At 72.8% G+C, this 24,578-nt stretch carries 25 protein-coding genes and 2 tRNA genes; 12 read left to right on the top strand and 15 right to left on the bottom strand.

The features are described 5' to 3' along the window. Window positions 1–31: 31 nt before the first annotated feature. Window positions 32–220, top strand: a complete 189-nt coding sequence (locus GE115_RS06600; protein ID WP_153684017.1) for a DUF1918 domain-containing protein — start codon at window positions 32–34, stop codon at window positions 218–220. 79 nt (window positions 221–299) lie between these two features. Then, window positions 300–1,058 (top strand): SGNH/GDSL hydrolase family protein, encoded by a 759-nt coding sequence (locus GE115_RS06605; protein WP_153684018.1) that lies wholly within the window; start codon window positions 300–302, stop codon window positions 1,056–1,058. A gap of 33 nt (window positions 1,059–1,091) precedes the next feature. Here the strand turns inward: GE115_RS06605 and GE115_RS06610 are convergent, their stop codons facing one another. The 4 genes from GE115_RS06610 to GE115_RS06625 form a co-directional block, all read right to left on the bottom strand. Beyond that, on the bottom strand, window positions 1,092–1,589 hold the full coding sequence (locus GE115_RS06610; RefSeq protein WP_153684019.1) for an FBP domain-containing protein: 498 nt from the start codon (window positions 1,587–1,589) through the stop codon (window positions 1,092–1,094). A gap of 89 nt (window positions 1,590–1,678) precedes the next feature. Next, window positions 1,679–2,578: a bile acid:sodium symporter family protein gene (locus GE115_RS06615; protein WP_153684020.1), complete on the bottom strand. Its 900-nt coding sequence runs from the start codon at window positions 2,576–2,578 to the stop codon at window positions 1,679–1,681. A 101-nt stretch (window positions 2,579–2,679) separates the two neighbouring features. Beyond that, window positions 2,680–3,999, bottom strand: coding sequence for an aminotransferase class V-fold PLP-dependent enzyme (locus tag GE115_RS06620; protein ID WP_216648778.1), 1,320 nt, complete (start codon window positions 3,997–3,999; stop codon window positions 2,680–2,682). Between the two features lie 138 nt (window positions 4,000–4,137). Continuing rightward, window positions 4,138–4,680: a hypothetical protein gene (locus GE115_RS06625; protein WP_153684021.1), complete on the bottom strand. Its 543-nt coding sequence runs from the start codon at window positions 4,678–4,680 to the stop codon at window positions 4,138–4,140. 84 nt (window positions 4,681–4,764) lie between these two features. Between GE115_RS06625 and GE115_RS06630 the strand changes: the two genes are divergently transcribed. The 3 genes from GE115_RS06630 to GE115_RS06640 all read left to right on the top strand — a co-directional run bounded on the left by GE115_RS06630 (window position 4,765) and on the right by GE115_RS06640 (window position 7,036). After that, a complete protein-coding gene (locus GE115_RS06630; RefSeq protein WP_153684022.1) occupies window positions 4,765–5,328 on the top strand; it encodes a GIY-YIG nuclease family protein in 564 nt (187 codons plus the stop codon). A 74-nt stretch (window positions 5,329–5,402) separates the two neighbouring features. Continuing rightward, entirely contained in the window at window positions 5,403–6,614 is a 1,212-nt protein-coding gene (ligD, locus tag GE115_RS06635) for a non-homologous end-joining DNA ligase (RefSeq protein WP_312854967.1), read from the top strand. A gap of 131 nt (window positions 6,615–6,745) precedes the next feature. Next, complete coding sequence (locus tag GE115_RS06640) at window positions 6,746–7,036, top strand: Fe-S cluster assembly protein HesB (RefSeq protein WP_153684023.1); 291 nt, start codon at window positions 6,746–6,748, stop codon at window positions 7,034–7,036. A gap of 97 nt (window positions 7,037–7,133) precedes the next feature. Here the strand turns inward: GE115_RS06640 and GE115_RS06645 are convergent, their stop codons facing one another. After that, complete coding sequence (locus GE115_RS06645) at window positions 7,134–8,936, bottom strand: DEAD/DEAH box helicase (protein WP_312854968.1); 1,803 nt, start codon at window positions 8,934–8,936, stop codon at window positions 7,134–7,136. Between the two features lie 100 nt (window positions 8,937–9,036). Here GE115_RS06645 and GE115_RS06650 point away from each other — a divergent pair, with 100 nt between their 5' ends. From GE115_RS06650 to GE115_RS06665, 4 genes are all read left to right on the top strand, one after another. Beyond that, window positions 9,037–10,107, top strand: coding sequence for a DNA polymerase IV (locus GE115_RS06650; RefSeq protein WP_446678399.1), 1,071 nt, complete (start codon window positions 9,037–9,039; stop codon window positions 10,105–10,107). Between the two features lie 121 nt (window positions 10,108–10,228). Then, window positions 10,229–10,630 (top strand): group I truncated hemoglobin, encoded by a 402-nt coding sequence (locus GE115_RS06655; RefSeq protein ID WP_153684025.1) that lies wholly within the window; start codon window positions 10,229–10,231, stop codon window positions 10,628–10,630. A gap of 4 nt (window positions 10,631–10,634) precedes the next feature. Further along, a complete protein-coding gene (locus tag GE115_RS06660; protein ID WP_153684026.1) occupies window positions 10,635–11,840 on the top strand; it encodes a globin domain-containing protein in 1,206 nt (401 codons plus the stop codon). Then, window positions 11,837–12,655, top strand: a complete 819-nt coding sequence (locus GE115_RS06665) for a DivIVA domain-containing protein (protein ID WP_153684027.1) — start codon at window positions 11,837–11,839, stop codon at window positions 12,653–12,655. The genes GE115_RS06660 and GE115_RS06665 overlap by 4 nt, the downstream gene beginning before the upstream one ends. Before the next feature lie 36 nt (window positions 12,656–12,691). On the opposite strand, the gene GE115_RS06670 is transcribed toward GE115_RS06665, so the two are convergent. After that, window positions 12,692–13,174 (bottom strand): pyridoxamine 5'-phosphate oxidase family protein, encoded by a 483-nt coding sequence (locus tag GE115_RS06670; RefSeq protein WP_153684028.1) that lies wholly within the window; start codon window positions 13,172–13,174, stop codon window positions 12,692–12,694. Window positions 13,175–13,312: 138 nt separating this feature from the next. After that, window positions 13,313–13,675 carry an ArsR/SmtB family transcription factor gene (locus GE115_RS06675; RefSeq protein ID WP_153684029.1) on the bottom strand — a complete coding sequence of 121 codons (363 nt, stop codon included), beginning with the start codon at window positions 13,673–13,675 and terminating at the stop codon, window positions 13,313–13,315. 89 nt (window positions 13,676–13,764) lie between these two features. Between GE115_RS06675 and GE115_RS06680 the strand changes: the two genes are divergently transcribed. Continuing rightward, window positions 13,765–15,105 (top strand): FAD-dependent oxidoreductase, encoded by a 1,341-nt coding sequence (locus tag GE115_RS06680; RefSeq protein WP_153684030.1) that lies wholly within the window; start codon window positions 13,765–13,767, stop codon window positions 15,103–15,105. Window positions 15,106–15,177: 72 nt separating this feature from the next. After that, window positions 15,178–15,585, top strand: a complete 408-nt coding sequence (locus tag GE115_RS06685; RefSeq protein WP_153684031.1) for an arsenate reductase ArsC — start codon at window positions 15,178–15,180, stop codon at window positions 15,583–15,585. 133 nt (window positions 15,586–15,718) lie between these two features. Here the strand turns inward: GE115_RS06685 and GE115_RS06690 are convergent, their stop codons facing one another. The 4 genes from GE115_RS06690 to GE115_RS06705 all read right to left on the bottom strand — a co-directional run bounded on the left by GE115_RS06690 (window position 15,719) and on the right by GE115_RS06705 (window position 17,404). Next, window positions 15,719–16,651 (bottom strand): hypothetical protein, encoded by a 933-nt coding sequence (locus GE115_RS06690; RefSeq protein WP_153684032.1) that lies wholly within the window; start codon window positions 16,649–16,651, stop codon window positions 15,719–15,721. A 175-nt stretch (window positions 16,652–16,826) separates the two neighbouring features. Continuing rightward, window positions 16,827–17,141, bottom strand: coding sequence for a hypothetical protein (locus tag GE115_RS06695; RefSeq protein WP_153684033.1), 315 nt, complete (start codon window positions 17,139–17,141; stop codon window positions 16,827–16,829). Window positions 17,142–17,209: 68 nt separating this feature from the next. Next, window positions 17,210–17,286 (bottom strand) — tRNA-Met (locus GE115_RS06700). 46 nt (window positions 17,287–17,332) lie between these two features. Next, window positions 17,333–17,404, bottom strand: a tRNA-Thr gene (locus tag GE115_RS06705). Between the two features lie 289 nt (window positions 17,405–17,693). Between GE115_RS06705 and GE115_RS06710 the strand changes: the two genes are divergently transcribed. Further along, a complete protein-coding gene (locus GE115_RS06710; RefSeq protein ID WP_153684034.1) occupies window positions 17,694–20,342 on the top strand; it encodes an AfsR/SARP family transcriptional regulator in 2,649 nt (882 codons plus the stop codon). Window positions 20,343–20,349: 7 nt separating this feature from the next. On the opposite strand, the gene GE115_RS18525 is transcribed toward GE115_RS06710, so the two are convergent. Genes GE115_RS18525 through GE115_RS06730 form a run of 4 tightly spaced genes read right to left on the bottom strand, consistent with a single transcriptional unit; the run spans window position 20,350 to window position 24,569 of the window. Beyond that, on the bottom strand, window positions 20,350–21,648 hold the full coding sequence (locus tag GE115_RS18525) for a zinc ribbon domain-containing protein (protein ID WP_216648779.1): 1,299 nt from the start codon (window positions 21,646–21,648) through the stop codon (window positions 20,350–20,352). Further along, window positions 21,645–22,214, bottom strand: a complete 570-nt coding sequence (locus tag GE115_RS06720) for a phage tail protein (protein WP_153684035.1) — start codon at window positions 22,212–22,214, stop codon at window positions 21,645–21,647. Before GE115_RS06720 ends, GE115_RS18525 begins: the two co-directional genes overlap by 4 nt. Window position 22,215: 1 nt before the next feature. Next, window positions 22,216–24,159: a putative baseplate assembly protein gene (locus tag GE115_RS06725; RefSeq protein WP_153684036.1), complete on the bottom strand. Its 1,944-nt coding sequence runs from the start codon at window positions 24,157–24,159 to the stop codon at window positions 22,216–22,218. Further along, window positions 24,156–24,569 (bottom strand): gp25 family contractile injection system sheath assembly initiator, encoded by a 414-nt coding sequence (locus tag GE115_RS06730; RefSeq protein WP_153684037.1) that lies wholly within the window; start codon window positions 24,567–24,569, stop codon window positions 24,156–24,158. The genes GE115_RS06725 and GE115_RS06730 overlap by 4 nt, the downstream gene beginning before the upstream one ends. Window positions 24,570–24,578: the final 9 nt, after the last annotated feature.

Genomic DNA, 24,578 nt, shown 5'->3' on the forward strand with positions numbered 1-24,578 from the left:
GTACGCTGGAAATCGAGCGGGAGGTGCGATGATGCACGCAGTCACCGGCGATCGTCTGGTCATCCACGGCAAGCAGGTCGGGCAGACCGACCGGCACGGCGAGGTCCTCGAGGCCCGCGGGGCCGACGGCGGGCCGCCCTACCTCGTGCGATTCGACGACGGGCACGAGACGCTCATCTTCCCGGGCGCCGACTGCGAGGTCGAGCACGCCGCGAGTTGATCCCGATCGGCAACGGCGAACGAATGCCCCGAGCCGGGCCCGGCGGCCACAGCGGTGCGCTGGCGCTAGCGTGGAACGCATGTTCCACTCCTACGCGGCCATCGGCGACAGCTTCACGGAGGGCGTCGGCGACGACCTGCCTGATGGCGGCGTCCGAGGCTGGGCCGACTTCGTCGCGCTGGGTCTCGCGCGCGCGGCCCGCGAGCCGGTGGGCTATGCGAACCTCGCGATCCGCGGCCGCAAGCTCGGCCCGATCGTCGACGAGCAACTCGAGGTCGCGATCGCGCTGCGTCCCGAGGTGATCAGCTTCAACGGCGGCGGCAACGACATGCTGCGCCCGCGCATGCCCGAAGAGCGCGTCGCGGCCCGATTCCGCCAGGCGGTGCACCGCATCCGCGACGAGGGCATCCACGTGCTCATGCTGAGCGGCGCGAACCCGACCGACCACCTGCCGCTCGGGAAGGTCTTCGACGCCCGCGGAGTGCGCCTGACGGCCGCCCTCGAAGACCTCGCCGCGCTCGACGGCGTGACCTTCGTCGACAACTTCAACGACCGGGGCCTGCGCGACATCCGGTACTGGTCGCCCGACAAGCTGCACCTGAACTCGCTCGGGCACGCGCGCGTGGCGAGCAACGTGCTGACCGCCCTCGGCCTGCCGGTTCCGGCCGAGTGGGGCGTCGAGGAGGTCGCGGCCGCACCTCCCGGGCCGCGCAGCCGCAACACCGCGGCCTACTACCGCGAGTTCGTGCTGCCGTGGATCGGCCGCCGGCTCACCGGCCGCTCGTCGGGCGACGGGCGGGAGCCGAAGCGCGCGACGCTGCTGCCGGTCGAACCGTGACGCCGCGGGCGGATGCCTCGACGGGGCATCCGCTCACGACGCGCCGAGCACGTCGCTGACGAACGCGCGCGTGCGCCGCGCCAGCCCCTCGATGCGTTCGAGTTCGCGCACGCTGGGCAGGACCTCGGAGGGCGCCGCAGGGCGCCCGAGCCGGATCGTCTCCTGGCACGCGAGGTCGGCGCAGATGTAGGTGCCCACGCTGTCGCCGCGCTCGCCGGCCGCCCCGGCGCGCCGTGCCGAGAACAGCACGACCTGGTCGCCCGGCTGCTGGGTGTGGCACAGGCTGCAGATCGCGGCCCGGTGGCGCGAGCCGGTGCGCTCGGCGGCGCGAAGCACGACGCCGACGGCCTCGCCGTCGAGCTCCGTCACGAGGTAACCGCGCTCGGGGATGCGCGGGTCGCGCCAGCCGAACGCGTCGAGGTGGGCCCACTCGGTGACGAAGAAGCGCACGGGCAGCGAGACCTGCTCGCGTTCGACCGCGCTGGCGTTGCCGAGCGCGGTACGGACATCGCTCTCGACCAGCGCCTGCATGCCTCCCCCTCCGACCCGTCCAGTGTAGGCACGGCGATCGGATGCCCCGGCGCACGGCCGAACGCCGGCGACAGCGAGCTCGCGTGCCGCTACCTCGGCGCCGCGGCTGCGGCCGAGGTAGCCGGTTCGGCGTCGTCGGTGCGGCGCCCGCGGATGAGGAACCCGAACCCGAGGGCGACGAAGAACATGAGCACGCCGTAGACGGCCGCGGGCAGGCTCATCTCGACGCTGCCGATCACGGTCTGCGCGATCACGATCGCGAGCGTCGCGTTGTGGATGCCGATCTCGAACGAGCTCGCGATCGATTGCCGCCGGTCGACCCGCAGCGCCCGCGGCGCGAGGTATCCGATCGTCAGGCTGATCAGGCAGAACACGATGGTGATCAGCGCGAGGCGACCGAAGTTCTCGATCAGGAGGTCGAGGTTCGAGACGATCGCGCCGGCGATGACGACCACCAGGATCACGATCGACGCGATGCGCACCGGCCGGTCCATGCGGTCGGCGAAGCCCGGCTTCCACCACCGCACGAGCATGCCCAGCGCCACGGGCAGCAGCACGATCGCGAACACCTCGACCGTCTTCGCGAGCTGCAGGCCGAGCTCGTCGTCACCCGGCAGGAAGTACGCGATCGCGAGGTTCGTGATGAGCGGCAGCGTGAACACCGCGAGCACCGAGTTCAGCGCGGTGAGCGAGATGTTCAGGGCGACGTCGCCGCGGAACAGGTGGCTGTAGAGGTTCGCGGTGGTACCGCCGGGCGACGCGGCGAGCAGCAGCATGCCGACCGCGAGCACGGGCGGCAGGTCGAACAGCACGACGAGCGCGAAGCAGATGGCCGGCAGCACGAGCAGTTGGCAGAGCAGCGCGATGATCACGGCTTTCGGATGCCTCGCGACACGCCCGAAGTCGCCCGGCGTGAGCGAGAGCCCGAGGCCGAACATGATGATGCCGAGGGCGACCGGAAGCCCGATGGTGGTCAACGCTGATCCCATGCGCTCAGTGTGGCCGAATCAGCCTCCGGAGGGAATTCCCCGTTGGCGGGTCAACCGACGCGCCCGCCGACCGGCCGGACCGGTCGCCAGGGCCGCCCGGCTCAGCGCCGGGTCGAGCGCAGGAGCCTCGGCCGCGGCCGGTCGTCGGCCACGGGCTTCCAGCCATCGTCGGTGCGGTGGTAGACCGCGTCGGGCCCATCGGCCACGAGGGACGCGAGCGCCGCGGCGAATCGGTCGACGTCGTCGGACGAGCTGCCGAGCCCGAGGCTCGCGCGCAGGCCGTTCGCGCGCGTCGCGATCCGGTCGAAGAACGGGTGCGCGCAGAAGCGGCCGGCGCGCACCGAGATGCCGTGCTCGGCCGACAGCGCCGCGGCCACGAGGCCGACCGATCCGCGTTCGAGCTCGACCGTGACGATGCCGACACGGCCCGGGGCATCCGTGAACCCGTGCACGATGCGGACGCCGTCGATCGCCGCGACCGCGCCCTCGAGCCGCTCGGTGAGGGCGGCCTCGTGTTCGACGCGCGCATCGCCGCCGATCGCCTCGAGCTCGCCGAGCGCGGCGGCGAACGCGACGACGCCGAGCACGTTGGGGGTGCCCGCCTCGTGCCGCTCGGGCGACGGATGCCACCGCACCGAGTCGGCGTGCACGCGCCAGACCGCGCCGCCGCCCGCGAGGAACGGCGGCGCCTGGTCGAGCCAGTCGGCGGGGCCGACGAGGGCTCCGGCGCCGTAGGGCGCGTAGGCCTTGTGACCCGAACACGCGAGGTAGTCGGCGCCGCTGCCGGCGAGGTCGACGACGCGGTGCGGCAGCAGTTGCGCGGCGTCGACGACGAGGCGGGCGCCGTGCGCGTGCGCGAGATCGGCGAACCGCGCGATCGGCAGCAGCTCTCCGGTGACGTTCGACGCGCCCGTGACGGCGAGGAGCGCAGCGGGCTTCGCGGCCAGTTCGGCGTCGAGCGCCGCGAGGGTCTCCTCGACCGTCGGCTTCGCGACGACGAGGCGCCGCGACCGCCAGGGCAGCAGGTTGGCGTGGTGCTCGATGTCGAGCACCACGACGTCGCCGGGCACGGCGCTCGCGAGCAGGTTGAGCGCGTCGGTGGTGTTGCGCGTGAACACCACGACGTCGCCGTCGCGGGCACCGACGTGACGGGCGACGACCGCCCGGGACTCCTCGACGAGTTCGGTGACGACCTCGCTCGGGAACCCGGTGCCGCGGTGCACGCTCGAGTACCAGGGCAGGAGGTCGGCGACGGTGCGGGCCACCGTCGCGAGCGCGGGGGCGGATGCCGCGAGGTCGAGGTTCGCGTGGACGACCCGAGTGCCGCCGAGAACCGGCACCTCGAGGCCCGCGTCGGCGAGCAGGGCGAGCGGGCGCACCGCGGCCCGTTCGGTGCGCGATTCGGCGACGGCGGTGGTCACGGCTCCCCCTCGATGAGGCCTGCGCACGTCCGGCGGCGCGCGGATGCGTCGAGGCTACGGAGGCGCCGAGCTCTCCTCAACGATCGGTCGACGCGGGCCGTCACGGTGCGCAACACGGCGCAACATCGACGCCGGGCGTCAGTGGCCGGGCTTCTCGGTGCGCTTCGCGTGTCCGGGAGGGACCTTGCCGGGTTGGGCGTCGGGTTCGGGCTGGGTCGTCGGCTCGGGCTCGGCTTCGGCCTCTGCCTCGGGCACGGCGCCTGACTCGGGGTCGCCGCCAGGGTCGGTCTCGTCTCCGGGCGGCACCGTCGGCAGGTCGCCGCCCGGCACCGGCGACGGCAGGATCGGCGCGTAGGAGGCGGGCGCGGGAGTGGTGGTCGCCAGCGGCCGGGGGACGGCGACCGGATCGGGCTCGGCGACCGACCGCACCGACAGCGACTGCAGCACCATGACTGCGCCGCCGATCGCGAGCACCATGGTGAGCGCGGCGACGCCGACGAAGGCGGCGAGCCGATGCTGCCGCACCCCCGCGGCCGTCCGCTCGAGCAGGCGAGAGCCGAGGACGCCGCGGAGGGCGCGGATCGCGAGCGACGAGGCGGCCGCCCGTGCGACGGCGAACCAGCCCGTCGGCTGGGAATCGGCGGCACGGACGCGGGGGCGGCGCAACGGCTCCTCGGTCATGCACCCTCCCGGTCGTCGACGCGGCGGCCGGACGGCCCACGAACGAGGATAGGCAACGTCGGGGGTGCGGCGTAGCCTGCGGGCATGACCACGGCCTGCGGCATCCGCTCACGTGACGGCGCGACGTGCGCCGAACCGATCGAGCCGGGCGCCCCGCTCCCGCTGTGCACGACGCACCTGCTGCTCGCGCACGACTGGGTCGAGCGCACGACGGGCGCGGTCGACCTGCTGCCCGCGCCGTGCGCGGCGTGCGGGCATCCCGTCGGCCGCCGGTACCCGGCTGGCCTCGTCTGCGAGCGGTGCGACTGGCGGGTGGGCGACGTCCCCGACGACGGCGTGACGGATGCCTCGGTCGACGTCGTGTACTACGTCCGCTGGCGCGATCGGGTGAAGATCGGTACGAGCGCGTCGCCCAGGCGCCGCCTCGCGGTACTGCCCGTCGAGGAGGTGCTGGCGTTCGAGCCGGGCGACCGGCTGCTCGAGCGGCGGCGGCACGAGCAGTTCGCTGCGCACCGCTTCGCCGGCACCGAGTGGTTCGCGCTGCACGCCGACATCCGTGCGCACGTGGCCGATCTCACGATCGGGGTGGGCGACCCGTGGGTGCTCGTCGACCGGTGGACCTCGCACCGGCTCGCGGCGCGCGCCTGATCCCGCGGGTCTGATCCCGCGCGCCTGATCCCGCGGGTCTGGCCGTCGTCGCGGCCGGGCAATAGGGTGGCCGCGTGAGCGCGACGGATTCCGCCGAGGTGCTGGAGGTCGACGGCCGCGAGGTGCGCATCAGCCACCCCGACAAGGTCGTCTTCCCCGAACCCGGCCTGACCAAGCTCGACCTGGTGCGGTACTACCTGGCCGTCGCCGATGGCGCCCTGCGTGGCGCGGGCGGGCGGCCGATGGTGCTGAAGCGGTTCGTGAAGGGCATCGACCGCGAGGCGTTCTTCCAGAAGCGGGCGCCCGACAAGCGGCCCGAGTGGATCGACACCGCGACGCTGCACTACGCGCGCGGCACGTCGGCCGAAGAGGTCGTGGTGCGCGACGCGGCGGCGCTCGCGTGGGTCGTGAACCTCGGATGCATCGACCTGAACCCGCACCCGGTGCGGGCCGAGGACCTCGACCGGCCCGACGAGCTGCGGGTCGACCTCGATCCGATGCCCGGCGTCGAGTGGGAGCATCTCGTCGACGTGGCGTTCGTCGCCCGCGACGTGCTCGCCGAGCGGGGGCTCACGGCGTGGCCGAAGACCTCCGGCTCGCGGGGCATCCACCTGCTCGTGCGCCTCGAACCGCGCTGGGAGTTCCGTGATGTGCGGCTCGCCGCCGAGACGCTCGCGCGCGAGGTCGCGCTGCGGGTGCCCGAGCTGGCGACGGCGCGCTGGTGGAAGGAGGAGCGCGGCGAGCGCGTGTTCGTCGACTTCAACCAGAACGCGAAGGACCGCACCGTGGCATCCGCGTACTCGGTGCGCCCGCGCGCCGACGCGAGGGTGTCGACCCCGCTGGACTGGGACGAGCTGCGGGTGCGCCGCCCCGAGGAGTTCACGGTCGCGACCGTGCTCGAGCGGTTCGCGGAGCGCGGCGACCCGATGGCGGGCATCGACGAGTCGGCGGGCGTGCTCGACGGGCTGCTCGCCCTCGCGGCCGAACTCGGGCCGGTCGAGCGCGACGCCGACGCCGAGCCGCTGCCCGTCATCGAGATCGCGCGCGCCGAGACGAAAGAGGAGGCCCTCGACGGCCTCGAGCGGTGGAAGGCGCGGCACGGCGGCATCCTCGGCCATCTGCGCCCGGCCGACGTGCTCGTCGACGGAATGCGCGGGTCGAGTTCGCTCTGGTACCGCATCCGGGTCAACCTGCAGCACGTGCCCGAGGCCGACCGGCCCGAGCAGGAGCCGCTCGAGGTCGACTACGACCCGTGGAAGGGCCGCCGGCCCGGCGAGGAGGCCTAGGGTCTCGTACTCCCCCGGCATCCGCAAGGGGTTGAGCGACCCGTGGCATCCGGGCATCGTGGACGGTTCATGTGCCGCCGGCGCATGCCTGCGCTCCCCGGCGCAGCGCCCCACACGGAAGGGAGCAACCCATGCTCACGCTCACCGACACCGCCAGCACCGTCGTCAAGGAGATCGTCTCCCGCAGCGGCGCCCCTGAGACGGGCGGGCTGCGCATCGACGCCGACTCCCCGCAGTCGACCGACTTCCAGGTCACGATCGTGCCGGGCCCGTTCGATCACGACCAGGTCGTGACCCAGGACGGCGCCCACGTCTACCTCGGCCACTCCGCCGACGAGGCCCTCACCGACAAGACGCTCGACGCGCGCGTCGACGAGGAGGGCCGCGTCGCGTTCGACGTGCTGCCCCAGACGATCTCGTAGCGGGGTCCAGGCGACCTCGCATGCCGCGCCGACGGGCGCGCACCGCGTCGGCGAAGCCCCCGGAGGCCTCGGTCTCCGGGGGCTTCGCCATCCGTGATCAGTGACGCGGCTTGCGCGGCTTCCGTCCGTCGGAGGCGTCGCGCGAGGGCCCGCCGCGGTCGGGCCGGAGCTCGATCAGCCGGCCGGAGATGCGGGTGGCGTCGAGGCGCTCGAGCGTCTCGCGCGGCAGGTCGGCCGGGAGCTCGACGAGCGAGAAGTCCTGGCGGATCTGGATGGCGCCGAAGTCGTCGCGGCGCAGGCCACCCTCGTTCGCCAGGGCGCCGACGATCTGCCGCGGCTCGACCCGGTGGCGGCGGCCGACCGCGATGCGGTAGGTCGCCAGCCGGCTGTCGGAGCGACGGTGGCTGCGGTCGTCATCGCGGTCGCGTCCCCGGTCGTCGCGGTCGCGACGCGGGCCCCGGTCGCGGTCGCCGCCGCGGTCGCCCCGATCGCGGCCGTCGCGGTCGCCGCGGTCGGAGCGCTCACGCGCGGGCCGCTCGGGCTCGGGCTCGAGCAGCAGCGGCCGGTCGCCCTGGGCGACGACGGCGAGCGCGGCGGCCACGTCGACCTCGGGAACGTCGTGGTGGCGCACGTAGTGCGCGATGATGTCGCGGAACCCCTCGACCCGGTCGGCCTCGCCGAGGGCGGCCGTGATGCGGTCGTCGAAGCGCGCGAGCCGGGTGACGTTCACCTCGTCGACGCTGGGCAGCTGCATCTGCACCATGGGCTGGCGCGTGGCCTTCTCGATGCGGGCCAGCAGCGAGCGCTCGCGCGGCGTGACGAAGCTGATCGCGTCGCCCGTTCGACCGGCGCGGCCGGTGCGGCCGATGCGGTGCACGTAGGGCTCGCTGTCGGTCGGGATGTCGAAGTTGACCACGTGGCTGATGCGCTCGACGTCGAGGCCGCGGGCCGCGACATCCGTCGCGACCAGGATGTCGAGCTTGCCCGACTTCAGCTGGTTGACGGTGCGCTCGCGCTGCGCCTGCGGGATGTCGCCGTTGATGGCGGCCGCCGAGTATCCGCGGGCGCGCAGTTTCTCGGCGAGCTCTTCGGTGACGTTCTTCGTGCGGACGAAGATGATCATGCCCTCGAAGTTCTCGACCTCGAGGATGCGGGTGAGCGCGTCGACCTTCTGCTGGTAGCTGACGATGAGGTAGCGCTGCGTGATGTTCGCCGAGGTCTGGGTCTTCGTCTTGACCGTGATCTCTTCGGGGTCGTTCAGGTACTGCTTGGAGATGCGCCGGATCGCGGCCGGCATCGTCGCCGAGAAGAGGGCGACCTGCTTGTCGTCGGGCGTGTCGGCGAGGATCGTCTCGACGTCTTCGGCGAAGCCCATCTTCAGCATCTCGTCGGCCTCGTCGAGCACCAGGTACTTGAGCTCGGAGAGGTCGAGCGTGCCCTTGTCGAGGTGGTCCATGATGCGACCGGGCGTGCCGACGACGATGTGCACGCCCCGGCGCAGCGCCGACAGCTGCACGCCGTAGCCCTGCCCGCCGTAGACGGGGAGGATGTGCACGTCGCGCATGCGCGCCGCGTACTTCTCGAACGCCTCGCACACCTGGAGCGCGAGCTCGCGGGTGGGCGCGAGCACGAGCGCCTGCGGCGTCTTCTGCGAGATGTCGAGGCGCGCGAGGATGGGCAGCGCGAACGCCGCGGTCTTGCCCGTGCCGGTCTGCGCGAGGCCGACGACGTCGCGTCCGCCGAGCAGGGTGGGGATGGTCGCCGCCTGGATCGCGGAGGGGGTTTCGTAGCCGACGTCGTCGAGTGCCTTGAGCACCGGACCGTCGAGGCCGAGGTCGGAGAACGTCGTGGTCGGCTCCTCGGGAGCGCTCACCTCGACCGGAGTGTCGCCAGAAGTCACCCTTCAGGATAGAGCCTCGCGCCTGTGAACCGTCAGAGTGCGGATGCCGCAGAACACGAGGGCGGATGCGACGGCCGCCGCCGCACGGCAGACTGGGCCCGTGGGCGCCTGGGTGCTGCACGTGGACCTCGACCAGTTCATCGCTGCCGTCGAGGTGCTGCGGCGCCCCGAGCTCGCGGGGCTGCCCGTCATCGTCGGCGGCCGGGGCGACCCGACCGAGCGCGCCGTGGTCTCGACGGCCTCCTACGAGGCCCGCGCCTTCGGCGTCGGATCCGGGATGCCGCTGCGGATCGCCGCACGCAAGGTGCCCGATGCGGTGATCCTCCCCGTGGACCACGAGGCGTACGCCGAGGCATCCGAGGCCGTCATGGCGACGCTGCGCGGGCACCCGGGTGCGACCGTGCAGGTGCTCGGCTGGGACGAGGCGTTCGTCGGCATCGACGCCGACCATCCCGAGCAGGTGGCCCGCGACCTGCAGCGTGCCGTGCTCGACCGCACCAAGTTGCACTGCAGCGTCGGCATCGGCGACACGCTCGTGCGCGCCAAGGTCGCGACGGGGTTCGGCAAGCCGCAGGGCGTGTTCCGGCTGACCGCTGCCAACTGGCTCGAGGTGATGGGGCCGCGGCCGACGAAGGACCTGTGGGGCGTCGGCTCGAAGGTGTCGCGCCGGCTCGCCGCGCTGGGCATCGACACGGTCGCCGATCTCGCGGCCGCCGATCCGGCCGCGCTCGCCGGGGAGTTCGGGCCCCGCATGGGTCCGTGGTACCGCGAGCTCGGCCGCGGCGAGGGAGCGGCCGTCGTGGACGACACGCCCTGGGTGGCCCGCGGGCACAGCCGCGAGACGACCTACCAGCAGGACCTCACCGAGCCGGCAGACGTCGACGCCGCGGTGCGCGTGCTCGCCGAGGCCGTGCTCGACGACGTGGCGGCCGAGGGCCGGCCCGTGATCGGGCTGACGGTGAAGGTGCGCTACGCCCCCTTCGAGACGAAGGCGTTCACCAAGCGCGTGCCCGAGACATCCGATCGCGACGTCGTGCTCGCGCGCGTGCTGGAGCTCGCGGCCGCGCGGATCGACCGGGCGCGGGCCGTCCGCCTGCTCGGCGTGCGCGCCGAGATGGCGATGCCCGACGACGCTCGCGAGGGGCATACTCCGACGCGCGGAGGATGGTGAGGTACGCCGCGAGCGCAATCCGGCCCGGTCGATGGTTTTTTCTTCCAAACGCTTTGATTCGGCATGAGCCGGTCTGCTAGTAAGGGATTCCCCCCTGTTTGCCCAGCGATTGGACCCAGTGATGAGTTCCCCCCTGCAGACCGAATCCGAGCCGCTGAGCGACTACGCCGCCGTGGGCGGCGCCCCCGCCGTCACCGCGGTGGTGAACCGGTTCTACGAGCTCGTCGTCGGCGACGAGCGCCTCGCCGGGTACTTCGACGGCATCGAGATGGTGCGCCTCAAGCGCCACCAGGTCGCCCTCGTCTCCCAGGTCATGGGCGGCCCGGTCGAGTACTCGGGCCGCGACCTGCGCGCCGCGCACGCGAACATGGGCATCTCGGCCGACGACTTCGCCGCCGTCGCCGGGCACCTCATCGCCGCGCTGACCGAAGCCGGCGTGCCCGCCGACATCATCGACCGAACGGTGGGCGCCGTGGCCGCGACCCAGCCCGACATCGTCGAGGTCCCCTCGACGCAAGCCTGAGGCGTTGGACACCGCTGCGCTGAAGCGCACCTGGTCGCTGGCGGAGACGCTGGGCGACGAGGTGCCGCTCTTCTTCTATTCGCACCTGTTCTACACGCACCCCGAGATCCGGGCCATGTTCCCGGTCTCCATGGCGACCCAGCGCGACCGGCTCGTCGGCGCCCTGGGGCGCATCGTGTCGAACGTCGACCAGCTCGACGAGGTGACCGCGTTCATCCAGCAACTCGGGCGCGACCACCGGCGTTTCGAGGTGATCGCCGAGCACTACGACGCCGTCGGCCTCTCGCTGCTGACGACGCTGAAGCACTTCCTCGGCGACCTGTGGACGCCCGAGCTCGCCGCCGACTGGGCCGCCGCCTACGGCGTCATCGCCACCGCGATGGTGCAGGCGGCCGAGGAGTCCGAGCGCACCAGCCCGGCGTCGTGGGAGGGCCACGTCACAGCCGTCGATCGCCGCAGCATGGATGTCGCGATCGTCCACGTGCGCCCCGAGCCCGAGTTCGCCTTCGAGCCCGGGCAGTCGGTCGCGGTCGAGGCGCCGCAGGCGCCGCGACTCTGGCGCTACTACAGCCCGGCCAACGCGCCACGAGCCGACGGCACGCTCGAGTTCCACGTGCAGCTCGTGGCGGGCGGGCAGGTGTCGAGCGCCATCGTGCGCTCGCTGAAGGCCGGCGACGTGTTGCGGCTCGGCGCGCCGGTCGGCCAGGAGCTGACCCTCACCGAGGAAGAGCGCACGCGCGACCTGCTCATGGTCGCCGGCGGCACGGGCTTCGCCCCGGTCCGCGCGCACCTCGAGCGCATCGACCTGCACTGGCAGGCGACGGGCGACGCCCCGCGCGTGCACCTGTTCCACGGCGCACGCGTGCCGTGGAACCTGTACGAGAACCGCCTGCTGCAGAGCCTCACGAACCGGCCGTGGTTCACCTACAGGCCCGTCGTGTCCGACGACCCGAGCTACCCGGGCCGCACGGGCCTGGTCGGCGACGCCGCGGCCGAGGGTTTCCGACCCGGCGCGATCGCGCTCGTGTGCGGGTCGCCGCCGATGGTGAAGCACACCCTCTCTCGGCTCCGCGCCGCCGGCATCGATTCGGCCGACCTGCGGTTCGAGCAGTTCGCCACGCTCGACGAGGACAGCCATGCCCTCCACCATCACACCCCGAACCCGCAGCCTCCCGCGCTGCCTGCAGAGCGAATGGGAAGTGCCCGATGACGCCCATTTGGGAAGACCCCGACCAGTCAGCCGTTCCCGAACCGCCGGCGGCTGACACCCCGGCCGCCGAAGCATCCACCCCCGCAGGAGACCTCGTCAGCGCGGTTGCGAGCCTGCCCCTCCCGAACTCGGTCGGCTTCTCGACCCGGCACATCGGCGGCGGCTACGACCGTTCCGAGGTGGACGCGTTCGTGAAGGGATTGACGCAGACCATCGCCGAGGTGCGATCGGCGCTCGATCAGGACCGACGCGAACTCGCGGGGCTGCGAGCGGAGAACGCGCGGCTCGCCGCGGAGAATGCGCGGCTCAACACGCCCGCCAACGCGGAGCTCGAGCAGGAGGTCACGCTCGGCGCCGTGGGCCTGCTCTCGCAGGCGCAGGTCATCGCCGACAAGGCGGTCGCCGACGCCGAGGCGTATGCGCGCGATCTCGTGATCGCGGCCCGCACCCAGTACCGCGAGGCGGTCGAGCGCGCCGCCGAGCAGCCCGACGCGCCCGACCTGCCCGGCGTGCCCGGCCTGGCCGGGACGCAGGCCGCGGCATCCCACGCTCCGGCGATGCCCGAGATCGAGTACGTGCGCACCTATGCGAAGGTCGCGCAGATCCAGCTGCGGTCGGTGCTCGAGGCGCTCACCGAGCAGGTCGATCGGCTCGGCTCGCTGCCACAGCCCGACGGCGAGCCGGCGGGCGCGGCAGGCGCGGCGGTGCCGTCGTCGGCCGTCGACGACGACCTGCCCGACGAGGAACCGCATTGGCTGCCCGAGGTGCCACCCGAGCCGGCCGTGCAGCGGCAGACCTACATCCGCCCGGCGTGACCTGAGCGGGCTTCGGCGGCAGCGTCGTGCCGGACGTCAGAGCGTCACGGTCTCGTTCTCGCCGCCGTCGTAGCGCTCGCCGGTGAGCTTCGCCTTCACGAAGCTGATCAGGGTCGCGACACGGCCGCCCGGCGTGTCCCAGTACTCGCCGGTCTCGACGGTGACCCTGATCAGCACGGCGTTCGGGCTCTGCGGTCCGTCGGGCAGCCACGCCTCGACCGAGGCATCCCAGAGTTCGTCCTTGCGCACGGGGTCGTCGACGACGTCGGCGGTGCCGGCGAACGAGACGAACGTCGAGCCCGAGTGGAGCGTGACGCCGACGCTCGGGTTGGCCTCGATCTCGTGCGCGTCGCGCGAATCCCGCTCGGCGAAGTACCAGATCACGCCGTCGTCGGTGATCTCGCGCGGCGACATCGGTCGCGCGACGAGTCGCCCGTTCCCGTCGATCGTCGTGAGCCAGCCGAACGGGATGCCCCGGGCGAGTTCGATGATGTGGGCCTGGCGCTCGTGGTCAGCCATGCGGCGCTCCTTCCGTCGTGACGGTCGTGTCCTTCCGACGCTAGGCGCACCCGGGTGCGAGCAGGAGGGGATTGACGAACGGGCGCGAGGCGACCGTGCGGGGGCGTGTGTGCTGCGACCCCTTCGCCCGCCTGCGCTTCAGCGCGAGGCGGTGACGTCGAGCAGCTGCGAGAGCTGGCCGAGCGCGCCGGGCACGAGCTTGTAGTACGCCCAGGTGCCGCGCTTGGAGCGGGTGAGGAAGCCCGCATCCATCAGGATCTTCAGGTGGTGCGACACCGTCGGCTGGCTGAGGCCGACGGGCTCCGTGAGGTCGCACACGCACGCCTCGGTACCCTCGGAGGCGGCCACGATCGACACCAGGCGCAGCCGGGTGGGATCGGCCAGCGCCTTCAGCTTCCGGGCGAGGGCCTCGGCCCGCTCGGCGTCCATCGCCTCGCTCGTGAGCGGGGTGCAGCACGCGGCCGCGTCGGGCTGGATCACCGGCAGCAGGGTCGTGGACATGCCCCCACCCTATCTCGAATATTGACAAACTTCGATGGAGTGCCCACACTCAATATCGAAGTTCATCGATGCCCGAGGAGGCGCCCACCATGACGTTGATCGATCTCACCGTGCCGACCCTGCAGCGACGCGGGCTCGACACCCTGCCGGTCGCGATCATCGGCGCCGGCCCGGTTGGGCTCGCCGCGGCCGCGAACCTGGTCGAACGCGGCATCGACTTCGTGATCTACGAAGCGGGCGATGAGATCGCGTCCAGCATCCGGCAGTGGGGTCACACGCGGCTGTTCTCGCCATGGCAGCACGTCATCGACCCCGCGTCGAGCCGGTTGCTCGAGGCCGCCGGCTGGCAGGCGCTCGCGCCCGAGGCGCTCCCCACCGGCACCGAGCTCGTCGAGCAGTACCTCGAGCCGCTGGCCGCGCTCGACGAGATCGCCGGCCGCATCCGCACCGGCGTCAAGGTCGAGGCCGTCACGCGGCAGGGCATGGACCGCACCCGCACCGCCCGACGCGCGGCCACCCCGTTCCTGCTCCGCGCCCGCACGGCCGACGGCGTCGAGGAGTACACCGCGCGCGCCGTGATCGACACGTCGGGCACCTACGCCCACCCGAACAGCCTCGGCTCCTCCGGCCTGGACCCGCTGGGCCTGGCGGACGTCGCCGACCGGGTCAGCCACGCCCTGCCCGACGTCCTCGGCCGCGAACGAGCCCGCTTCGCCGGCCGGCACACCACCGTCGTCGGCGCCGGACATTCGGCCGCCAACACCCTGCTGGCGCTCGCCGAGCTCGCCGAGCAGGAACCCGGCACCCGGATCACCTGGCTGATCCGAAACGTGAGCGCCGTCCGCGTCACGACCTCCGACGACGACGGGCTCGCGGCCCGCGCCTCCATCGGGCGACGCGTCGACGCCCTCGTCGCAGCCGGCCGCATCACCGTCATCGACCGGTTCGAGATCGTCCGCCTCGGCCGCACCGACGACGGCGTGCGCCTGGTCGGCGCCCGCGACGGCGAGCTCGTCGAGCACGACACCGACCTCGTCGTCAGCGCAACCGGATTCCGCCCCGACCTCGACATGCTCCGCGAGATCCGCCTCGAGCTCGACGACATCGTCGAGGCCCCCAAGCGCCTCGCGCCGTTGATCGACCCGAACGTGCACACCTGCGGCACCGTCGAGCCCCACGGCTTCGCCGAACTCACCCACCCCGAGCCCGGGTTCTTCCTCGCCGGCATGAAGAGCTACGGCCGCGCACCGACGTTCCTCCTCGCAACCGGGTACGAGCAGGTGCGCTCCATCACCGCCTGGCTCGCCGGCGATCTCGCCGCGGCGACCAACGTCGAGCTCGTGCTGCCCGAGACCGGGGTCTGCTCCACGAGCCTCGCGGCCGAGGCATCCTCGTGCGGAACGAATGACGCGTCGAGCTGCTGCTCGTGACGACCGATCGGCCGTCTCGGCGAGACGATGCACGTCGGCCCGCATCGATCGACACCCGTCTATCATTCGACCATGACCTCTGAGCGGCCCACCGTCCTGTTCGTCTGCGTGCACAACGCGGGCCGCTCGCAGATGGCCGCGGGGTACCTCCGCGAGCTCGCGGGTGAGCGCATCGAGGTGCGCTCGGCCGGCTCCGAGCCGAAGGACCGGATCAACCCGGTGGCCGTCGAGGCGATGGCCGAGGAGGGTATCGACATCGCCGGCAACACCCCGAAGGTGCTCACGGTCGACGCCGTCAAGGAGTCCGACGTCGTGATCACGATGGGCTGCGGCGACGCCTGCCCGATCTTCCCGGGCAAGCGCTACGAGGACTGGGAGCTCGACGACCCCGCCGGCCAGGACATCGAGGCCGTGCGCCCGATCCGCGACGAGATCCGGCGTCGCGTCGAGGAATTGATCGGCGAGCTGCTGCCGGCGTAGGCGGGCGGATGACTCGACCGTCGGGGCTGCACCGTCCTCAGGTCAGCGGCTCCGGCGCCGATGAGGGTCTCGGGGGTACCGGCAACGGAAGCGACTACGCCGCGCTGGAGCGAAGCGAGCATCCCGCCGCACGTCACTGCTCGAGGAACCGCACCGGGAGTTCGGCGATGTGCAGCCGTGAGGACCGGACGGTGTCCTCGATCGCCCGGTGCTGGCGGTCTGGGGCGATGATCTGCACCTTCTCGACTCCGTCGATCGGCGTGCCGCCGCCATCGGCCCAATAACTGCTGACGGCGTGGTCTTCGGCGAGTCGGCTGAGCATCGCCAGGTATTCCGCGCTTTCGCCCGGCTCGAGAATCAAGCCGAGGTTCATGGCGTCGATCTCGACGGCGTCGTTCTCGGCGATACCGGCCGCCGCGATCAGGTCGTCGGCGTGCTCGATCAGCGGCAGGAGATGCGTGTACCCGGCCGACGGTGCTTCTTCGAGCGCGGCGAGGGCGAATCTCCCCTCCTCCCAGATGGCCGGCTGGATCGCGAGCCCCGGGACGACCCGGTCGAGTTCGCCGACGAGCCGAACCGCATCGAACCCGAAGTCAGGGCACCGCGCGTCACGATCTGCAGCGTTCCGGAGCGTAGGTGCCGCGCGCAGCGTCACCTCGGTGGCGGCGGGCGTGCGCACGTGGATCGACCAGGTGATGGCGTCGGGATAGTCGGTCGAGCAGGCCGCATCGAGAAGTCCAGGCAGTCCGGCCTGATCGACCGCGACGGTCATCCACGACGTCGGATTCGAGAACGTCGGCGCCTCGACCCATCGCTCCGTGTCGACCCGGCGCACGCCGGGGAGCTTCTCGACATGTCGTTCGAACTCGTCGAGCTCGGGAGATGGACGATCGAAGCGGGTTTCGTCGATCATCCAACCGAAGGTCACGACGGAGCCGATCCCGAGGACCACGATCGAAAATCCCAGGATGGACAGCCACACACGCCTCGCGGTCGTCGCGCGGTCACAATCGATCCCCCCACCCTCAGGCGCTGGTTCCCGTTTCACTCCGAGCGTGGTCGGCATCGCCGCCCTTCCCCGAGCCCCTCGGCCCACGACTCGAACGTAGCCCGCGAGAGCAACGCCGACCTGACGAAACCTCGAACCGAAGGCGAATCCTCACGCGTGCCCGATCACCGACAGAGCCACGCATCCCCTCAACATACGCGCCGCATCGAGTTCGCGATCAGGCGCCCGGCGATCACACGAAGTCGATCGCCATGACGGGCTCCCCGGCTGGCGTCACCAGCACGAGACGTTCCGGTGTGGCGTTGTCATAGACGTGGAGGACATGGGTTTCGATGCCGGTACCACCGGACAGGCTCACAAGGTGGGTGAGCGCCGTTCCGCTTCCATCGGTGGCGAATCGTGAATACCGTTGCAGTTCGCGCGCGTCACCTTCTTGCTCCGCGCGGAGGTGCACGATCGTTCGACCACGATCCGATTCGACGAGCAGCACTCGAGCTCGAATGGCTCCGAACTGTGCCATCCGATCGACGAGCATCACCCGATTCACGTGCACAACGTACTCGCTCCTTACCGGGTACACGAAAGGCCCGGAGCTTCCGTAGAAACCCGGGCCTCTGGTAGCGAGGGCGGGACTCGAACCCGCGACACCACGATTATGAGCCGTGTGCTCTAACCACCTGAGCTACCCCGCCGGGAAGTCCGTCAGTGCGGGGGTGGAGCCCCGGCACCGACGAACAGAGCCCCGAGTCAGGATTGAACTGACGACCCCTTCCTTACCATGGAAGTGCTCTACCACTGAGCTATCGGGGCGGCGTCACCGCTCGCGGCAACCGTACGAGGATATCACCAGATCTCGCGTCCTCCGAATCGGGTCCGGACCGCTGAATCGTGCGCCGTCGAAGGGGTCGGATGCCACGGAAATGGGGCTCCGTCGCATACCCCCAGTTCGGGGAGGACCCTGATGCGGAGGTCCTGCCGCACGACTATCTTCGGCCCCAGCGCAGTGTCTCGACGTGCAGGATGGACGATGGAACGCGCAGGGGAATTCTTGATCGAGGCCGTTCGGAACGGCATCGATCGGCCGCGCCTCGAGACTCGGATGGCCGCCCGCCGGGTGTTCCTGATCGCCGGCGCCGGCGCGGGCAAGTCGAGCCTGATCGCCCGGGCCGAAGCGGCCGACCCGCGCGCGTACCTGTTGCGTCTCGGACCGAGGTACGCCACCCCGAGCGCGTTGGCCGCCGAACTCGAGATCGCCGCGCGCTCCGAGGCCAGCACGGTGCTCATCGACGACGCCCAGTGGTGCGCGGGGTGCGAGGCGGCCGACGTGCTCGAGCGGTTCGTCGTGGATGCCCCGCAACGCGTGATTCTCGCGTCTCGGGAGGCCTTCCCGTTCGCAACCGCTCGCGCCGAGTACGGCGGCACCGCGGTGCTCGGCGTGCGCGACCTGGCCCTGCGGCTCGACGAGGTCGCGGCGGTCTTCCGCTGGGCCGGGGCCAAGGCACCGTCGTCGGCCGCGGCATCGCGGCTGCTGACCGAGACCGCCGGCTCCCCCGCCCTGATCGTGGCGCTCGCGGGAGCGGTCGCCGACGTCGACCGGGATGCCGTGGACGTGGCCCTCGTCGCCGCGATCGAGGGCGGCGCGGCCGCCCCGGTCCTGGACGGCCTGCTCGACGACCTCGACCCGATCGTGCACGAGGCGCTCACGCGCGCGAGCGTGCTGCCGTCGATGCGCGCTGAATCGGCGATCGACCTCCTGGGCGGCGCCGCGGGCTGCGCCCTGCTGCGCGCGCTCGACGACGGGATGGTTCCGCATCGGCTGCGCGCCGACGGCGCACGAGAGCTGCCGCGGATGCTCCGGCGCCACCTGTTCGGCCGGCTTCCGGCCTCGGAGCGTGCGGCACTCGCGGCCGACGCGGCGAAGCTCCTGACGCCGGCGGATGCCGCACGCGCGCTCGCCGACGCCGCGAACTGGGACGACGCGATCGACGTGCTGCGTGCGCACCCGGTGGCCATCGCCGCGCCGGGCGCGGCTGCGTGGGCGCCGCCACGGGCGGACGTCGTCACCGACCTCCTCGCCGTTCGCGCCCTGATCGACGACCGCGAGCCGGTGACGGCTCGCCGCCGCCTCGACGCCCTGCGCCTCGATCGCCTGCCGCCCGAGTTCGCGACCATACCGGCGGTGCTGCGCGACGAACTCGACGGGCTGGCCGGGCCCTGGGAGGCATCCGTGGGACCGACGGCGTCGACTCGAGCGGCCGCCGCCTCGACCGGCCGATCGGCCGGCGATCCGACGACGACGACGCGCGCCACCGCGCACCGCCTGCTCGTGGGCGACGCACTCGGTGCGACTCGCGCGCTGCTGCGGCGACTCCGCGATCCGGCCGCCGCGCCGCACGTTCGACTCGGATGCCGGCTGGCGCTCGTCGTCGCGCGGGCCGCGATCGCCTCCGCCGCGGAGACCGCGGCGAGCCTGTGCCATCTCGAGGCGGAAGCCATGGCGCTCGGGCTGCCCGGCATCGCGCGTCTGGCCCGCGGCATGCTCGCGGCGCTCGCTCCCGAGTCGTCACCGCACGCCGTGCACGAGGTCGTCGAGGAGTGCGAGCTCCGCGGCGACGACGAGGGCGCCGCCTTCGTCGAGGCCGCGTGGCTGCTCGGGCGACTGCACGACGGGCGCGCGGAGTCGCGCCGCGCCGCGGCACTGGCCGACCGGCTCTCGAGGCTCGGCGCGGCCGACGGCGCGGCGGTCGCCTCGGCGACGGCCGCCTACCTCGCGGCGCAGCACCACGAGCCGCACGCGGTCTCCGTGCTGGCCGCGGCCGAGGCATCCGCGCTGGTCACGCCGACGCCGGCCGCGCGCGCGTGGATCGACGCCGCGTACCTCGTGCGCTCCGGCGACCCCGAGCGTCTCGCGGCGGCACGTCGTGCCGCGCGCGACGCCGGCATGCCGCGCCTGCCCGTGCCGCTGCCGACCGCCGCCGAGCTCGGCCGACGCACCTCGCGAGCGCCGGCCGAGCCGGTGCGACTCGAGGTCGTCGAACGCATCCCGAGGATCACGGTCGGCTGCTTCGGCGGGTTCCGGCTCCGCGTCGACGGCCGCGACCTCGACCTGCGCGGGGTGCGTCCGCAGGCGCGCAACGTGCTGCGGATGCTCGCGCTGAATGCGGGATCGCCCGTGCATCGGGAGCTGATCGCCGAGGTGATCTGGCGCGACCTCGAACCGACGTCGGCCGTGCACGCGCTGCACGTCAGCGTGTCGAGCCTGCGGCGCGCGCTCGGCCTCGACACCGCCGACCGGGTGGTGGCGCGCGACGGCGAGGCCTACCAACTCCGCCTCGCCAACCGCCGCGACTGCGACCTCGCCGACTTCGACGCGAACCTCGAGGGCGCCGCGGCGGCACGCCGGAGCGGGGATGCCACGGGCACCGCCGATGGCCTCCGCCGCGCCCTGCACCGCTACGTCGGCGAGGTGCTTCCCGAGGACGGCCCGGCCGAGTGGGCGGTCGGCGCGCGCGACCGGTACAAGACCCGCGCGTCGGAGGCCGCCGCCGCGCTCGCGCACCTCGAGCTGCGCTCGGGCGACCGGCACGGCGCACTGGATGCCGCGACGCGCGGTATCGAGATCGACCCGTGGCACGACGCATCCTGGCGGGCGCTGCTCGCCGTGCACCGCGAATCCGGCGACGTGGTCGCCACCCGGCGCGCCGAGCAGGGGTACCGGCGGATGCGGGTCGCGCTCGGCGTCGACTGACCGCGCGTCAGCGGCCTCTGAAGCCGAGTTCGGCGACCGCGACGCGCGTCTGGTCGGTCGCGCCGTGCGCGGTTCCCACGGTCAGGCGGATGCCGGTGACGTCGTCGACCCCGAGGTCCCACGATTGCGAGCCGGGCTGGTCGGCGACCGTGATCGTGCGCTCGACGACCGAGCCGTCGGCACGCGTGATCGTGACGAGCAGCGTGTCGGGGCGCCCGTCGGCGAGGAACTCGGCCGGATCGTCGGATGCCCCGGCCACCATCTGCATGGACACGAGGCGGAACGGCTCGTCGAACGCGACCTCGAGATGTTCGCCCGGTGCGGCACCGGTCGGCGCCGGGGCCCACGACGTGTTGGAGAAGCCGTCGTAGGCGGATTCGGGCGGCCGCCCCTCCGCCGAGCTCGAGGCGACGATGCTCACCGGACTCACGGGCGTCGCCGCCGCCACGCGGTCGATGAACGCGGCCGCGGTCTCGCCGATCCAGCCGCGCGCGAACCAGGCGACCGCGGCGAGCGCGAGCACGACGGCGGGAACCACCACCCAGGCCGGGCGGAACCGGCGCGTGCGCACGAGCGGGCGGGCGCCGGCCTCGGGCTGCGCCGACGGTGCGAGCACGGGCATGGCCGAGGCATCCAGTTGCGTCGCGCAGCGCCGGCAGAAATGGCGGTCGGGCGTGTTGCCGGCGCCGCAGGCCGGGCAGACGATCTCTCCCGGGCGCGGGGCATCCTCCGCCCGGGCGGCGCGACGCTTCGGCGGCTGGCGGCGCGGTGCGTCGGCGGGTTTGCGCGCGGCCGGCTGCGCCGTCGGGCGCTGTGCTGTTGGCTGCTGTGCCGTCGGACGCTGAGCGACGGGTTGGGCGGCGGGCTGCTGCGCCGCCGATTGCGCGACGGCGACGGATGCCACGGCGACGGGGATGCCCGCGGGCTCGGGGTCTCGCGCGGGCTCGGGCTCGGGGCCGGGCTCGGGTTCCGGCTCGGGCTCGGCTTCCGGCTCGGCTTCCGGCTCGGGCTCCGGCTCGGGTTCCGGCTCGGGCTCGACCTCGAGCTCCGGCCGGGGTTCGGGTTCCGGCTCCGGCTCAGGCTCCGGCTCCGGCTCCGGCTCGGGCTCAGGCTCCGGCTCGGGCTCGCGTTCCGGCTCGGTCGCGAGCACCGGTTCCGGCTCGCGCTCGGGCTCGGGCTCCGGCTCGGCCTCCCCCTCCCCCTTCGCCTCCCAGCCGAGGTACTCGCCGCAGGCGCCGCAGAAGTCGTCGTCGGCGGCGTTCAGGGTTCCGCACGCCGGGCACGCGAGGGTGCGTTCGTCGCTCATGCCGTGCCGCCCTTCGTCCGGTGGGTCCGCACCTGCACCCGGCACGGCACGTGCGCTGGCACCAGCGAGCGGACCACACGCGCGAGTCTCGCCTCGAAGCCCTCGGCGGAGGCATCCGGCACCGTGACCGTCACCGTCACCCCCGGTTCGTCGGAACCCGGGATCGGCGCCCCGGGCATCGCCGACCAGGCGGTCGCGCCCGACTCCTCGACCTCGACCGAGGACTCGGGCCCTGCGGCGAGGCGCACGGCGTCGGCGATGCCGGCGGCCGTGCCCGTACGCCGGTGCAGGGCGACCGCGCCGGCGACGATGTCGCGGCGCTGCTGCACCGACCATGCGTCGTCGACCCGGATGTCGACCCAGCTCGCGAGCCATTCGAGGTGATCGGCCGGCGCGAGGTGCGGGTCGAGGTACGCGGCCAGGTTGTCGAGCACGCCGAGCACCGGGGCGAGCGCATCGTCGAAGGCCGGCAGCATCCGCTGCAGGAAGTCGTCCTCCTGCAGGATCGCCGGCAGGCGCGTCAGGTACGGCGACGGCGAGGCGAGGCCTGGGATCGCACCGCGCATCTCACACCCCCGAGACCACTCGGACCTTGTGCTCGAAGCTGAACACGAGGGCGTCGGGATCGAGCACGATGCGCTGCGCGGGCTCGCCGCGCTTGCCGGTGACGGGGTCGGCGCCGAACAGCAGCACCTCGTCGACGAGCTCCGTGCCGCGCAGCGACTGCAGCACCGAGTACACCTCGCCCGCCAGCACCGGTCGCCCGAACGGCCAGCCGGTGCCGTCGGCTCCGCCGACGATCGGGTCGAAGTGCCGGTAGAGCGCCGCGAGCGCCTGCTCGCGCAACCCCTCGACCGAGGCCCGCGGCCGTGCGACCAGCTTCGCGACGACCGTGATGCCCTGGTACGCCGGCGGCTCGATCACGAGTCGCGCCCCCACCGGGCGCCGGGCGTCGAGGTCGTCGGAGATCGCCTGCAGCAGTTCCTCCGAGGGCAGCAGGTCGGCGAACGCGAGCCGCCCCTCGGCGTCGCCCGACACCGACGGCACGACGAGCAGCCGGGCGCCGTTCACGGCGTCGGCCGCGGGCACGCAATGGGCGCGTGCGATGCCGGGCGCGGCGCTCCGGGCGAGGTGCTCGTAGTCCTCGGCGGTCACGGCGCGATCGCGCGTGCGCACCGCGAGCGGGCCGCGCACGCGGGCCTCGTCGATGGTCTCGCCGTCGCTGCCGTCGTGCGCTGCCCGCCGATTGACCGTGCCGCTGACGAACGGCACCGTCGAGCGGAGCACGCTCAGCGCCCCCGCCGAGATGTTTCCCGCCGTCCCGCCGCCGAGCCGGTACCGCGGAATGCGCATCGGCGCGCCCTTGGGCGGCACGGCGCCGAACCGGCGGAGCGATCCGTCGGGTTCGCGCACGGCGGGCGGGAACGAGACCGTACCGCGGGTCCGGTCGACCCGCACGACCCGGTCGGCGGGATCGCAGCCCGCGAAGGAGTCGACCTCGGTCCACGACTCCCAGTCGCCGCCGCCGCCCACCTCGACGACGAACGGCTCGCCGTCGTCGAGCACGGGCCGCCCCTCGAGCGGGAACTCCTGCCCGGGCACCCCCTCGGAGAGCCCGAGCACCTCGTCGAGCACCGTCGCCGCGTGCACCGCGGCCACGACACCGCCGACCGTCTCGGCCGACGCCGAGCGCACCAGCGGCGACGCCGAGTACGTCGGCGTGCCCTCGGGCACCTCGATCACACGGCAGCGCAGCCACGCCGAGCGTTCCCCGGCGACGACGGATGCCACGTGCCCGCGCGGCACGATCAGTACGACCTCGCCCGGGCGATTCAACCCTCCGGTGCCGTCGGCGACGACATCGCACGGCGCCCACGCGGACCCGGTCCACGCCTCCCAGGCGATGGGCGGGTCGAGCGGGTCGACGCCGACGCCGCGGACGGTGCAGTCGATGGCCAGCGACACGGCCAGCCCGCCCGACGGCTCGGAGAGCCCGACGATGAGCGCGTCGCCGATCGCCGGCGTCTGCGCGAACGCGTCGATCGGGCCGTCCTTGAGCGACGCACGGCCCGCCCACGCCTCGCCGTCGGCCGGCGCCGTGCCGACGAGGTCGGCCGATCGGGGCGGGATCACGAGCTCCTCGACGGTCGAGAACACGATCGAGGCGCGATCCTCGGTCCGCGGCGTGCCGACCTCGGTCCGGGCGGGCACCACGACCGGCTCGGGCATCGGCGCGGAGAGCCACATCACGACGTCGGCGGTCGCGGCGCTCGGCGGGAACAGCTCGACCCCGAGCAGCTCGAGGAAGCTGAGGTACAACTTGTCGGGCACGCGGTTGAGGCGGTACAGCAGCTCGTCGGTCATGAAGGCGAAGGCCTCGATGAGGGTGACGCCCGGGTCGGAGACGTTGTGGTCGCTCCACTCGGGGCAGCGCAGCGCGATGAGCCGCTTCGCGTCGTCGACGAGGTCCTGGAACCTCCGGTCGTCCAGGTTGGGCGTTGGCAGGGTCATGACGGCACCTCGGACTCCTCACGGGGAATGACGTAGAACGGGAAGACGAGGTTGCGGGGGTCGTTCGTGCCGAGGATCACGTAGCCGATGTCGATCAGGAGGCATCCGTCGTCGGCGCGCTCGAACGACACCGAGACCCCCGTGACCTCGATGCGCGGCTCCCAGAACCGCAGGGCCGATCGCACGGCCGCGCCGATCGCGCCCGCGGTCGCGGCGTCGGCCGGGGCGAACACGTAGTCGTGCACGGCGCAGCCGAACTCGGGCCGCATCGGCCGCTCCCCCGGCGCGGTCGCCAGGATGAGCCGGATCGCCTCCTCGATCTCGCGCTCGTTCGACGAGAGTGCGATGCGCCCCGCGTCGTCGGCGCGCACGGGGAACGCCCACCCCCGCCCGACGAACTCCTGTGCCATCTGCCCGGC

This window comes from Agromyces agglutinans, assembly GCF_009647605.1.
GTDB classification, from domain to species: Bacteria; Actinomycetota; Actinomycetes; order Actinomycetales; family Microbacteriaceae; genus Agromyces; species Agromyces agglutinans.

Excerpts from the sequence above, each read along its gene's own strand:
- GE115_RS06600 (WP_153684017.1), top strand. The coding sequence starts at position 32 with ATGCACGCAGTCACCGGCGATCGTCTGGTCATCCACGGCAAGCAGGTC.
- GE115_RS06605 (WP_153684018.1), top strand. The coding sequence starts at position 300 with ATGTTCCACTCCTACGCGGCCATCGGCGACAGCTTCACGGAGGGCGTC.
- GE115_RS06610 (WP_153684019.1), bottom strand. The coding sequence starts at position 1,589 with ATGCAGGCGCTGGTCGAGAGCGATGTCCGTACCGCGCTCGGCAACGCC.
- GE115_RS06615 (WP_153684020.1), bottom strand. The coding sequence starts at position 2,578 with ATGGGATCAGCGTTGACCACCATCGGGCTTCCGGTCGCCCTCGGCATC.
- GE115_RS06625 (WP_153684021.1), bottom strand. The coding sequence starts at position 4,680 with ATGACCGAGGAGCCGTTGCGCCGCCCCCGCGTCCGTGCCGCCGATTCC.
- GE115_RS06630 (WP_153684022.1), top strand. The coding sequence starts at position 4,765 with ATGACCACGGCCTGCGGCATCCGCTCACGTGACGGCGCGACGTGCGCC.
- GE115_RS06640 (WP_153684023.1), top strand. The coding sequence starts at position 6,746 with ATGCTCACGCTCACCGACACCGCCAGCACCGTCGTCAAGGAGATCGTC.
- GE115_RS06655 (WP_153684025.1), top strand. The coding sequence starts at position 10,229 with ATGAGTTCCCCCCTGCAGACCGAATCCGAGCCGCTGAGCGACTACGCC.
- GE115_RS06665 (WP_153684027.1), top strand. The coding sequence starts at position 11,837 with ATGACGCCCATTTGGGAAGACCCCGACCAGTCAGCCGTTCCCGAACCG.
- GE115_RS06670 (WP_153684028.1), bottom strand. The coding sequence starts at position 13,174 with ATGGCTGACCACGAGCGCCAGGCCCACATCATCGAACTCGCCCGGGGC.
- GE115_RS06675 (WP_153684029.1), bottom strand. The coding sequence starts at position 13,675 with ATGTCCACGACCCTGCTGCCGGTGATCCAGCCCGACGCGGCCGCGTGC.
- GE115_RS06680 (WP_153684030.1), top strand. The coding sequence starts at position 13,765 with ATGACGTTGATCGATCTCACCGTGCCGACCCTGCAGCGACGCGGGCTC.
- GE115_RS06685 (WP_153684031.1), top strand. The coding sequence starts at position 15,178 with ATGACCTCTGAGCGGCCCACCGTCCTGTTCGTCTGCGTGCACAACGCG.
- GE115_RS06690 (WP_153684032.1), bottom strand. The coding sequence starts at position 16,651 with ATGCCGACCACGCTCGGAGTGAAACGGGAACCAGCGCCTGAGGGTGGG.
- GE115_RS06710 (WP_153684034.1), top strand. The coding sequence starts at position 17,694 with ATGGCCGCCCGCCGGGTGTTCCTGATCGCCGGCGCCGGCGCGGGCAAG.
- GE115_RS18525 (WP_216648779.1), bottom strand. The coding sequence starts at position 21,648 with ATGAGCGACGAACGCACCCTCGCGTGCCCGGCGTGCGGAACCCTGAAC.
- GE115_RS06720 (WP_153684035.1), bottom strand. The coding sequence starts at position 22,214 with ATGCGCGGTGCGATCCCAGGCCTCGCCTCGCCGTCGCCGTACCTGACG.
- GE115_RS06725 (WP_153684036.1), bottom strand. The coding sequence starts at position 24,159 with ATGACCCTGCCAACGCCCAACCTGGACGACCGGAGGTTCCAGGACCTC.
- GE115_RS06730 (WP_153684037.1), bottom strand. The coding sequence starts at position 24,569 with ATGGCACAGGAGTTCGTCGGGCGGGGGTGGGCGTTCCCCGTGCGCGCC.